The sequence below is a fragment of the Xenorhabdus bovienii genome (assembly GCF_024721015.1).
Classification (GTDB): Bacteria; Pseudomonadota; Gammaproteobacteria; order Enterobacterales; family Enterobacteriaceae; genus Xenorhabdus; species Xenorhabdus bovienii.
This window is the reverse complement of record NZ_JANAIF010000436.1, coordinates 1-261: the sequence shown is the minus strand read 5'-3', so window position 1 is coordinate 261 and position 261 is coordinate 1. Positions and strand designations below refer to the sequence as shown.

The following is a 261-nucleotide window of genomic DNA, read 5'->3' as shown; positions in this document are numbered from 1 at the left end:
AGCATAGGTGCAATAATATACCCGTCTACCTGTCTGGCTTTGAACATCCTGATCAGGCCCTTTGCCTTATCAATATTGTTTTCAGTACTGGAGTATATGATCTTATAGCCATGTCTGTATGCTTTATCTTCGATCAGCCTTGCAATAGAGGCAAAGAAAGGATTGGAAATATCTTCATCGATTAAACCAATGGTCTTTGTATTTCCTGTACGGAGACTTCTCGCCACCTGGTTTGGCCTGAAGCCCAACTCTTTAATGATG

General features: G+C 41.4%; 1 pseudogene. It reads right to left on the bottom strand.

What is annotated here, in order from left to right:
• Positions 1 to 261, bottom strand: a pseudogene (locus NXS07_RS22735) (hypothetical protein); the annotation flags it as partial.